This is a genomic window from Snodgrassella sp. ESL0253 (genome assembly GCF_013344965.1).
Taxonomy (GTDB): Bacteria; Pseudomonadota; Gammaproteobacteria; order Burkholderiales; family Neisseriaceae; genus Snodgrassella; species Snodgrassella alvi_B.
On record NZ_JAAEDQ010000003.1, the window covers coordinates 30,734 to 42,797 of the forward strand.

General features: G+C 39.2%; 8 protein-coding genes. 5 read left to right on the forward strand and 3 right to left on the reverse strand.

The window, feature by feature from the left end; all coding sequences use genetic code 11:
- Positions 1-93: 93 nt before the first annotated feature.
- The 3 genes from GYX26_RS03350 (at position 94) to GYX26_RS03360 (ending at position 7,146) form a co-directional block, all read left to right on the forward strand.
- On the forward strand, positions 94-5,169 hold the full coding sequence (locus GYX26_RS03350) for an AAA domain-containing protein (protein WP_174828058.1): 5,076 nt from the start codon (positions 94-96) through the stop codon (positions 5,167-5,169).
- A 15-nt stretch (positions 5,170-5,184) separates the two neighbouring features.
- Entirely contained in the window at positions 5,185-6,585 is a 1,401-nt protein-coding gene (locus GYX26_RS03355; protein WP_174828060.1) for a hypothetical protein, read from the forward strand.
- A gap of 120 nt (positions 6,586-6,705) precedes the next feature.
- The gene (locus GYX26_RS03360) at positions 6,706-7,146 is read left to right on the forward strand and encodes a hypothetical protein (RefSeq protein WP_174828062.1); all 441 of its coding nucleotides are present in this window, start codon (positions 6,706-6,708) and stop codon (positions 7,144-7,146) included.
- Positions 7,147-7,193: 47 nt separating this feature from the next.
- Here the strand turns inward: GYX26_RS03360 and GYX26_RS03365 are convergent, their stop codons facing one another.
- Positions 7,194-8,276: an ADP-ribosylglycohydrolase family protein gene (locus tag GYX26_RS03365; protein WP_174828063.1), complete on the reverse strand. Its 1,083-nt coding sequence runs from the start codon at positions 8,274-8,276 to the stop codon at positions 7,194-7,196.
- 449 nt (positions 8,277-8,725) lie between these two features.
- Here GYX26_RS03365 and GYX26_RS03370 point away from each other — a divergent pair, with 449 nt between their 5' ends.
- Both GYX26_RS03370 and GYX26_RS03375 read left to right on the forward strand, forming a co-directional pair.
- Entirely contained in the window at positions 8,726-9,139 is a 414-nt protein-coding gene (locus GYX26_RS03370; RefSeq protein WP_174828065.1) for a ChuX/HutX family heme-like substrate-binding protein, read from the forward strand.
- A gap of 10 nt (positions 9,140-9,149) precedes the next feature.
- Positions 9,150-9,794, forward strand: a complete 645-nt coding sequence (locus tag GYX26_RS03375) for an NAD(P)H-binding protein (protein ID WP_174828067.1) — start codon at positions 9,150-9,152, stop codon at positions 9,792-9,794.
- A gap of 117 nt (positions 9,795-9,911) precedes the next feature.
- Here the strand turns inward: GYX26_RS03375 and GYX26_RS03380 are convergent, their stop codons facing one another.
- Both GYX26_RS03380 and GYX26_RS03385 read right to left on the reverse strand, forming a co-directional pair.
- Positions 9,912-10,247, reverse strand: coding sequence for a zinc ribbon domain-containing protein YjdM (locus GYX26_RS03380; protein ID WP_174828069.1), 336 nt, complete (start codon positions 10,245-10,247; stop codon positions 9,912-9,914).
- Positions 10,248-10,633: 386 nt separating this feature from the next.
- Entirely contained in the window at positions 10,634-12,025 is a 1,392-nt protein-coding gene (locus GYX26_RS03385) for an NAD-dependent succinate-semialdehyde dehydrogenase (RefSeq protein WP_174828071.1), read from the reverse strand.
- Positions 12,026-12,064 lie beyond the last annotated feature (39 nt).

Sequence of the window (12,064 nt, forward strand, 5' to 3'; positions counted from 1 at the left end):
ATAATTTTATACATATTTATTTACGCAATATTTAATTTATATCAGTTATATAATAATAAATAACAAGTCATGCAATTAAGTAGAGAAAAGTAAATGATAGACCCAAAAAAATGGATTGAAATTTGTCCTGAAGGCTTAGCACTCCATGAAATAAATGCCATTACAAGCATAGAACAAAATTTTATAGACGATGAAAAAAAGTCATCCTCAACGGTAAAATGTAAGGATTTTACAGCCTTGCATCAACAAACCAATTCTATTTTCCCTTGGAAAGGTTATGCAGGTTTTAGGCTTGCTGATCGTAAAAAGGATTATGAATTCGATCTACTAATATTCACTCATTGCAATATACTTGTTATCGAATTAAAAGATTGGCATGGCGAAATAACTAATAAAGGTGGTCATTGGTATCTGAATGATAGAGATATGGGCAATTCACCCGTTACTGTTACCCGTAATAAAACCTATTTCATTAGGGATAAACTTCAAAAGATTAAAGAAAAATTTCACAATGAATATTCATATATTTATGTAGATTATTTAGTAATCATGACTGGAAAGGCAACTTTTACCAAATTACCAGAAGCTGAAAGAAACCATGTCATGCAGTTGGAAAACTTTTTGAAATTAAAAGATGAAGAAGAATTCAGAAAAAAATTTGTCCTCAAAGATAAAACATCTTTTATCGACCCTGCTGATTTAGCTAAAGAATTTTTTAAAGAAAAAACAAAATCACCCAAACCATACCGCAAAAGTGGATATATAGCTGAAGAAGATGCTTTGTTTGTACACCCCAATCATCTTTATAAAGAGTATTTAGCACACTCAGAAGAGATCAAGACCGATTTAGCTTTGATTCGCCGCTGGGATTTTAATCGGATAAATGATAATTCCGCTAAAACACCAGATGGCAGATATAGCATAGTAAGACATGAATATGATGTTTTAGAATATATTAAAATCGCTGATGAAGATTTATTTAATAGTTGTCTCAGTCACAAATTACCACCGATAAAAGAGGACATTACAGCACAATACACTGATATATTCAGTTATTCACCTTCAAATAGAAGTTTTAATATATTTATCGAACAAAATGCTAATAAATTAAATAAAGAAGAAAGACTGCAAATAGTCTATTTATTGCTGAAAAAATTATCCAATTTGCATAAAATAAAAATTGCTCACCGTGATATTAATTATCACAGTATCTGGATAACGGATGCCAAAAAGATTACTTTCTCCAATTTTATTTCGGCTTATTACCCTAAAAAAGGTACTATTGGCAATATTAGAGACATTTTATCAGTTTCAGGCATAAAAGATTTAGCGTTTGAGTATTTTCCCATAACCAAGCCTACTTCTTATGTTCAGGATATACGCTCTGCTACAGTCTTGGCATGGCATATTATCAATGCTAAAAGCATTTCTTCCAATAATATCAAAATATTTGCAGAAGAAATTAAAACTAATAATGATTGGTATGCAGATATTTTCAGAGAAGCCTTATCAGAACATCCTTTTACAGATGGCAAAGCATTTTTTGATGCCTTTGATAAAAAAATTCCTAAACAGAAATACAATTTTACCTTTGATGAAAGCAAATTAGATTATTACAAACATCCTTATCATCATAATCTTGAATATCCGTTGGATACAGACAAAGACTATTTAGTAGATGCTTCTGATAAAGAAGTTTACCTTTCCAATGGAAAGGTAGTAAAAGCATGGCTAAATATCCAGTATCAAAACAATAATGCAGCAGCTCAGATTGTATGGACATTTTTAGAGCGCATCTCCTTCTTAAAAAACCTTGCTCCTGACTATTTACCAACAATTCATGAGTTTGGTATTGCAGCCAAAACATGTAGCTTGTTTATAGTAAGTGACTATATCAAAGGTTACACGTGGGAAGAACTACAACAAGAAAATCTCGAACTAAACCATAAATATGAAATAATTTATAAACTGATACAAGCTATTGAACACCTGCATGGTTTAAATATATATCATGGCGATTTACATCCAAAAAACATTAAGATTTCCGTTGATAGTAATAGCAATGCTAAATTGTATTTACTTGATTTAGTCGATTATACCCCCAACGGTAAAAGTAACCTGAATTATTATTATTCACCACCTACTGCTGAAGAAGCCAGTGAGCGAGAACGGGATAATTTTGCTGTTATGCGTATGGCGTGTGAATTGCTAAATATAATATGGGGAGAAGATTCCGTTCAATTTTCAGAAATTGCTAAAGTAATTAAGCTTGAATGCTCAGATAGAGAAACAGGGTTTATATCACTGGAACGATTTAAAAAAGCATTACAACCCAAAAAAGATATTGAATTTATTGATGTTAAAGGAAAAAATCAAGATAATCATACTCTTCAGATTTTTCCAGAAGAAAATGAATTATTCGTTAGTTTTAACAAATATAAGAATGATATAAAAAACAAAATCTATATTGAATTCTTTGGCATTGGGGGATCTTTTAAAACCGTATTTAACTTAGCTACTAATAATTTCGATTATGCGTTTCGGCCAAAAGAAAAACAAGAACTAACTTCTAAGATAAAGAAAGACAGCAATTTAAGTATACCTTTTGGTCTAAATATTTTAGGAGATGAAAATTATGAATTAGAAAATTTATCCAAAACTTTACTCAATTGGCCTGCATTTACCCAAGTATTATCTACATTCGAACAAACACAGATTGATCTAAAACAACCAAATTCAACTACCTCTTTAACTAGTGATTCAATAAATCCGACAGAGGCTATAGAAGAGTTATCAGTTAACCCTACTTTCAATGCTGATACAAGGCAGCAGTTAAGCACCAGAAATCTATGGACAGCAATAATAAATAAAGAAACTGATTCTTTGCCATATGTGATAGCGGCGATGGAATTTAAAAATAATCAGGCTGACAATAAAACATCTCCCAAAATAGAAGTTGATCACAATAATAAACAATGGTTACTTTTCTATGAAACAGGCAGAAATGAACAGGTATTAGATCATTTTCGCAAAGATGATAGAATAACAGTGATAGTCAAAGACTCCCAAAATAGAGAATTTTCTATAGGCTTACTCAATCTACAATTCAGTACCTCAAATTATCTATGCTTTAATGAAGAACCAAAAAACACTCATATATTAAAAAATAATCCAATTTTGTATCTGCAAAATAATCAAACAGCCGCTTCTCTGAGACGGCGAAAAAAAGCGGTGGAGCGGATTCTGAATGGAGAGAGTGTCATCAATCAATTACCAGAATATTTCGAGGCTGATTGCACCATCCCAAGTACAAGTTATAATATTAAAATAGGTGAAGAAGAATTCCGACTTTATGAACGTGATAATGGACATGGCGGAATTATTAGGTTGAATAATGCCCAACGAGATGCTTTCACCAAACTATTACAAAATGGCCCTTTATCTTTATTGCAAGGCCCTCCTGGAACAGGCAAAACTGAATTTATTGCCGCATTTGTACACTTTCTTTTTACACAACAAAGCGTACAAAAAATTTTACTAGTCAGTCAATCTCATGAGGCAGTTAATACCGCTGCTGAAAGAATTCGCAAGCACTGTCAACGTCTGGAAAAAAATATCAGTATTGTTCGGTTCAGTAACCGTGAGTCTGCTGTTTCCGCTGAATTACAAGATGTATTTTCCCAGAATCTAGTTATTGCGCAACGTGAGATACTTCAAGCCTCACAAATAAAACGCATCTGTGAAATTGGGCAAACACTTGGTATACCTGAAGATTATTTAAAATTGCGAACTGAATTACAATTGGACATCGAAGGACAGGTTCAACGCCTTAATCGTCTAAAAGAATCTAGTTCCAGAAAAAGTGATGATATAGATGAATATAAACGTCTATGTAATAGAATTACTCAGCATATTTGTTCCGCAATCGAAGATTTTACTGATAATAATAAAAATATTTATACCGAGAAAATTACAGTAGATAAAACCATTGTAGATAAAATTTTGCCGACTCTAATCAATAAACTTGATGAACACTTTTGTATTCAGCCTAAATCATCAACTCAAGCTGAAAATTTAATCAATTTAACTTGGTCTATGCAGCAGGCGCTATCAAACGAAAGAGTTAATTATGATGAATTTCTTGCCCGTTCTCGTCAGCTAGTAGTTGGAACCTGTGTTGGCATTGGACAAGGCAATATCGAGATTGATAAAAATATCTATGATTGGGTAATTATAGATGAAGCAGCACGATCAATATCCAGTGAATTGGCTATAGCCATGCAATCGGCTAAACGCATTTTACTTGTAGGTGACCATAAACAGTTACCACCATTGTACTCAGAAGAGCATAAACGAGCTTTGGCACGACATCTTGGTATTTCAGATAGCGAAGAAGAATTCGAACGAATTTTAGGCAGTGATTTTGAACGTGTATTTGAATCGCCTTATGGCCAACATACTTGCGCAACTTTAAAAACTCAATATCGCATGGCGCCAGCAATTGGCAATCTGATATCTGAGTGTTTTTATGAAGGAAAATTAGAAAATGGCAGATTAGCTAAAGAAATACCAGATGTTTATTCATTCGTTCATCAACATTTTTCCAGCTGTGTTACTTGGCTGGATACGAGTAATTTACCAAATTCCTATCATCAGGAAAAAGACGAGCATGGCAGCCTTATTAATGAAACAGAAGCAGATTTAATCATTCAGCATCTTCAATATCTGGCCATGAATGAAGATTTTATTCAAAGTAATATCATACAGGATTGTCTAGAAAAACGAGAGGCTGTAATTGGTATTATTTGTATGTATAGCGAACAAAAAAACTTAATTCGCAAAAAATTTAATGAGAAAAAATGGAGTGACCAATTCAGACAACTGGTTAAAATTGACACAGTAGATAGTTATCAGGGTAAAGAAAATCGCATTATTATGTTATCGATTACTCGCCATGACAAAACCCACAGCACAGGTTTTTTAAAATTACCCAATCGCATTAATGTTGCTCTTTCACGTGCTATGGATAGACTGATAATCGTAGGCGCTACAGCTATGTGGCGTGGAAAAAATACCCATTTGCCTTTAGGTAAAGTGCTGGCTATGATGGAATCCAGTAAAGATAAATTGGCATATTCAATCATTCAAGCCAAAACCAATAATTATTAATCACCGAGGAAAAAAATGAAAGAACAAAAAAATAGCTTAATTTATAATCAGATTGATTTTGTTATAAAGGCTCCACGTTTTCACATCACTTTTTCCTACAGTGATGATAAGAGATTATCTTTTGTGCGAGAATATTTTTTACGTTTACTTGTATTGTGCCCTTGTCGCCCAGAGCAAATTGCTACATATTTCGAATTCTCTCAATATGAAACAGAAAATGCATTAAATGATTTGGCTAATAGAAACTGGATTGAATACCTTGCTGATGGAAATATTGGATTAACTACAGCAGGTAAGAAATTATTCAAATACAGTAGTACTGAACCAAGATTAGTTGATTTACGCACAGAAGAAATTGAAATGTATATGGAATTACTAAATGAAAACTTTATCGAAAAAAAATATACAAGTGATAAAAAAAATGCTATTAATTTAAACATTCCTTCAAATATATTAGCTTTCAGTTCAAAGTATGCAGAACATAATTTTCAGCAGCAGTTTATTGAGTTGAAAGAAGAAGGTAAGATTAAACTGCTTAATAATAATGGGCAACTGTATAAAATTGATGGCATAGAAGTACTTAGCCATAAATATTTTCGTTTCACACAATTTTTTTCTTTGGATAAACATACTGGGAATCAATTATTCCGAAATGATATTCAACATGTAAATCATAGTGAAAAAATAGTCCAACAAGTGACTGATACATTAGAAAAATATAAAAGAACCAATAATTTAAAAGAACTTATCAAAAGTATGAATGATTTAGAAGATTCTGAAACTTTAACAATCATCACTCCTAATTTTAATTTTGAACAATTTAATACCATTAAACAAAAATCACTGCAAAAAAACTATTTCGTGGGACAAACCTATCATCAGAAAATCATCCATGAGCATTTAATGGAATCATTAGAGAAACTTAGAAAAAATATTCCACAATCACCCAAAAAACTATTCTGGTTAGGAGTAGAAAATATATATTGGGGAGCGCAACAAAAATGTCTAGATCAAATAGTTTCTTTTAATCAAAATGAATTTTACAATATAAATAAACAAAAGCATCATTTATATGATTTCCGTCTTTATCTGCCATTGGAAAAATCTAAGTTAAAAAATACAAAAAGATTCTGGTTATCCTATAATGATAATAGCAATGTAAAAAACTCTATTTATGCTTTCAAAGACGGTTTTTTAAATGATAATACTGAAATCATTGTATTAGAAGATCACTTTGCTGTAGTTTGTTATCATGCGCAACTAGATCATTATGACGTTACATTACCTATAGGTTTTACAACTCAACAACCTGAAAAAGTAAAACAAATTTTTCAACTTGTTCAAAGCTATTTAAATGAACCTATTTTCGACAAAGATGAATCCAGTACGACAAAAGACTTTGGCAAAATTTTCTAGAAGTATTATAAGGTTGGATCTTATGCCAGTCTACAGTCATTTTTCTTACTAGGATTAATCAGAAAAAATAAATATTTATGGGCTATAGCGGCTTTTTCATTTCTGTACGGTATGGCCACGGTGAGTAATCTTTTTTATGCTGACTATATTGCCTACAAAAAAGATTACCGGCTGGCTTCTGCTATTGTCAACGATATAGCTACAGAATTGAATGTATCTTTGGAATCGCCAGTAAAAGTCTATTTCTTTGGCGCGCTGGATATCAAACGGGTAAATCGACCCAAAAATTCAGATATGTTCGGTGCTTCATTTCTTAACTGGGATCATGGCAATTCTGGCAGAATTTCTGCATTTATGAATAAGGCAGAAATAGCTAATATTGTGCCCGCACCCTATGATGAGATTAAATCGGATTTAAATGCAGTATATGCAGCACCTATCTGGCCGCAGAAAGGCAGTATTTTGCAGATAAAAGATGTGGTGGTGGTAAAACTGGGGCAGAATGTAGGTTATTGCCCGAATGGTGTTAAAGAAAATACTAATCCTAAACAGTGTTTATAAGTTTATCGACCTGTTTTTTATTATCCTGAGTATTTTGCTGTTTCTGCTTAATACGGCGGTAGCAGCCGTCTGAACCCATGCAGCATAATGATACAGAAAAACAGCAGGTTTCTGCCCAGTATGGGGAGGTAGCCGGGTTGGCGCAGGGTAATGGTTTGTTCGGGGTGGTGTTTTCTGGTGGCCAGCGCGCTGGACAGTTTGCGCAGGTAGTCGATACTCATCGGCCACTCTTTCACACCCGCTAGCCACTGTGCTGGAATGCCTGCCTCGCCCAACTGAATACCGGCAAGCGCACCAGCGATGGCGGCAGTGGTATCGGTATCGCCGCCGGCGTGTATCAGTGCGCTGATGGTTTGTTCATAGCTGCCATAGTAGCGCAGCCACGCGTAGATTACGGCAGGCACGGTGTTGTTGATGTAGCCGGTAATGCCTTTTTTCTCTAGCTGCAAGGCCTGTAGGTAGTCGCTGAGTTCGGCCTGTTGTTGTAGTTTTTGCTGTGCCAGTTGTAATTGGCTGATCAGTTGCCGGCCGTTCAGGCTGGGCATGATGTCGGCAAAAAAGCTGTCAATCGGGGCTGGTGGTTGTTGCCGGCTGGCCTGTCTGGCGGCCATGGCGATAACCCATGCGCCCTCTTCTGCCCGTGGGTCAGTATGGGTGATGATGGTGGCTGCGCGGACTATTTCGCGCATGGTGGCTGGATTATCGGCAAAAAACCAGCCAATCACAGGGGCACGCATAGCTGCGCCATTACCGGCGGAGCGAATACCGCTTTTGGCCGGACTGATGCCCAGACATAATTTGCTACAGGCTTTAAGGGTAGCCATACCCAAACCGGCTGGTAAGGTAAGAAACCAGCGCCGTAGCCGGCTTGCCAGTTGGCGGCTGAAATCATCGGCATTCTGGTGACCGCTTAGCAGGCTCTGCGCCACCATGACTGCGTGCTCGGTATCATCACTGCACAAGCCTGCCCTGCCCCATGGTGTAACTATCAGGCTATGCTGAATTTGGTTACCAAACAAACGAGAGGCTCGTTTGGGTGCCAGTCCTTCCCGTGCCAGCCCTATGGCATCGCCTACGGCGGTGCCAAGTAACAGGCCGGTAATCTGTTGTGCTGATTGTGTTTCTTGCATGGATAGTCCAGACGATCATATCAACAATATACGCTCACCCCAATGCCGGCGCGAAACGGTGGATAGATATACTATCACTTTATGTTAAAAAAATACCTGATTTTATTAATGTAGTTTAGCTGTTTTGGCAGACCTGAGTCCAGATTTGTCTAGCGGGCAAATCCTTCATCTACATGCTTATAACCTCAGAATAGACTTAGCCCAATGATTGCTTTCGTTCAGGCAGATTTCTGGCGTTTTTATGTTCGTTGGTGTGCATCAATAAACTGAATATTGTTGGATGACCTGCCATAAAACTATTATCATATAATAATTATTATTTAATTTTTGCAGCTTTTCATTGATATCTGCGCTATACAATCATGGGAGCTGAGCCGTTTTGATGCAGCCTGTTCTGGCTTGCTGTTTCAGGATAGATGGCTGGTAAAATAAACTAGATGCAGATGGCCATGCCGTATCAGGCTATGATGGCCGAGCTCATTCAGGCAATAGCGGATGCAGTTATCATTGATGGCAGCCAGTTTAATGCAGTGTGGCAGGAAGTGCAGACTGGGAATGAAATGACTTTTCTGCTGCATACGGTGAATATTATTGTGGGATTTTCCAGTGCGTTGCCAGCAGGAAAAAAGGTGCCGGTTATTTTAATCTGCAACATAATCAGGGGTTCAGCGGGCATATCTGCACGCAAAACTGTATATATTGCTTTTGTTGAGTGCAGTTTTATGCTTATGGTCACGGCTGCAATTATTTTTCTAAACTGGCAAGGTGAGATTATGTTCAAGATTTTTGCTGGCCGTGATAAAAAGCGGCCGCTAAAAGCAGAGCGGTTAAGCAGTCTGGCACAACGCTTTGGTGCTGTCTGAGGAAAAGCTGATGAAAACTTTATTGTTGTTTGGGGTAAGCCCGAAAATGGGTACGGGCTATCAGGTACTGCAACTGGCGTTGCAGCAGCCATTGCAGTGGCGCTGTGTTGCGCTGGTACGGGACGCGGATTTTGCCCGACAGTTAAGCCAGCAAGGGGTAGCAACGGTGGTTGGCGATGCCACTGACGAATTCAGTGTCAAGAAAGCCTGCGAGCTGGCTGGTAACCATGCGGTGATTGTATCGACATTAGGCGGCTCGGCAGGTGCACACTATCTGGCACAGCGGCTGATTATTGATACGGCCGAACACTGTGGTATCAAGCAGATGCTGCTGGTTACTTCTCTGGGCTGCGGTGATTCATGGGCTACGATGTCAGCACGGGCAAAAAAGGCTTTCGGACATTCAGTACGGGAAAAATCTCTGGCAGAAGTATGGCTGCAAACCAGTACGCTGAATTATGAAATTCTGCGCCCCGGTGGTTTGGTTAATGGTGCAGTTACCGGTACAGGAAAATGCTTTTATCAGCAGGAAATACATGGTTATATTCACCGTGCGGAGCTGGCAAATGTGATTATGCAAAGAATCAGCGCTGCTGCACTGGATAACTGTGTTTATACAGTGGTTGACCCGGGTTTGCTCACTGCGGATAAATAAACCGTAACCAGCCAGATTGTGGATAACTATACTTATCCACAACCAGAAAAAACTGGCCAGCCCATCTGCAAGTATGACTAAGCAGACAGACTGGCCATTATTTCTCTAAGCTGTTACTCAGGCTTTTTTCACAAAACACGCTTTAAGCATGATTTTCATGCCATCTACTTTGCAATCAATTTCGTGGTCGCCTTCAACCAGACGGATACCTTTGGCTTTGGCGCCTTTTTTCAGCACGGTGCTGCTGCCTTTGAGTTTGAGGTCTTTAATCAGGATAACATCATCGCCATTGGCCAGCGGATTGCCGTTACTGTCTTTAACATTCAGCTCCTGTGTGCTGGTAGTACTGGCAGCATCCCATTCATGTCCACATTCAAGGCAGACAGTAAAGGTGCCATCAAAGTAATTCTGTTCGCTGGCGCATTGTGGGCAGATTGGGGTTGATTCAGACATGGTTAAGCCTCTGCAATGGTAAAAGCGGCGATTGTACCTAATTCTGTAACAACCACCACATTTTTATGTACTTCTTACGCTCTTTTGCAGCATCTGCGCTGCCAATACAGAAATTATGCCTGATTCTGGTATTGGTGCGCTGTTTTTTCTGAGCGTATGGACATTAGCTCGTGTTAATTAGATTTATTTGCTACAACTGATAATCCTGCGCAGCAAATTCGGGGGCATTTTGGGTAACGCCAGCTTAGTGAACCCTTGGCGGTATTGATGGCAACAGGCTGTTTATCGTTGCTATGGCATTAGAGAAAGGGGAGAAATTTGTCTGAAGATAAGATACAAATAACAGGGTGGCCATTTGGCCACCCTGTTACATTATTGTGCGCTGCTTAGAATTCAGCGTCGATATCGGCAATGCTTACCAGTTTGGCATTAACAAATTCTTTTAAGCCCAAATCCAGCAATTCACGTCCGAAGCCGGAACGTTTTACGCCACCAAAGGGTAAATCGGCTTTCACCATGGTGGGGTGATTGATAAATACCATGCCGGTATCAATCTGCTGTGCCAGTTGAGCACCGCGTTCTTCGTCTGCGGTAAAGATGGAACCGCCAAGGCCATAAGGGGTATCGTTGGCAATTTCAATGGCGTGGGCAGCGTCTTTGGCTCGATACACGGAAGAAACCGGGCCAAAGAATTCCCAGTGTCGTGCTGGATTATCCTGCTGAATATTAGTCAGGATAACCGGCCGGAAAAAACAGCCCTGCGCAGGCATGGCCAGCGCAATTTCTTCGGCATGCGCACCCAGTTTAACTGCCTCGTCCAGTTGCTGTTGCAGGCCTGTAACGGCGGAGCGGGAAGACAATGGCGCTAATGTCGTGGCAGCATCCATCGGGTCACCCATGCGCAGTTGCTGGATACCCTCACGATACAGTTTCAGGAAGCGGTCGTATACGCCATCTTCCACGATAATACGCTTGGCACTCACACATACCTGTCCGGCATTCCAGTGACGGCCAAACACTGCCCATTTAGCGGCTTTTTCGATATCGGCATCATTGAGTACGATAAAGGCATCAGCGCCACCCAGTTCCAGCGTGCATTTTTTCAATGCCGCGCCTGCCTGTGCAGCCACAATCGCACCAGCACCTTCCGAACCGGTTAAGGCCACGCCGCGTACGCGCGGGTCGGCAATGATTTTGGCCAATTGGGCATGGGTTGGAAAGAGGTTCTGAAAGGCACCATCCATCAATCCGGCCTGTGAGAGCATGGCAGCCATTTTAGCGGCACACTGGGGAACATTTGAAGCATGTTTCAGCACAACAACATTACCGGCAGCCAGTTGTGGCGCGGCAATACGGGCTATCTGGTAATACGGGAAATTCCACGGCTCTACCGCCAAGATAATGCCCTGCGGAGCAAATTCGATGCGGGCACGATTACCTTTATTGGAAGTAACCGGCAAAACTTCCGGCTGTAGCTGACGCTCGGCATTAACTGCATAATATTCGAAAATCTGCGCAGACAGCTCAGTTTCTGCTTTGGCTTCACTAAACAGCTTACCCATTTCCAGTGTCAGCAGGCGGGCATATTCGTCAATATTGGCACGCAGAATGTCGGCAGCGGTTTGCAGAATACATGCACGCTGGGCAAATGTGGTGGTTTTCCACTGTTGGAAAGCGGCATCAGCACGACTTAATGCTGCTTCCAGTTCAACATCGGTGGTATCAGGAAATGCCATTACCTGTTGCTCGGTATAGGGATTGGTACTAGCGTACGCCATATTATTACCTTTCATGAGTAAGGGTTACACCACGGATAC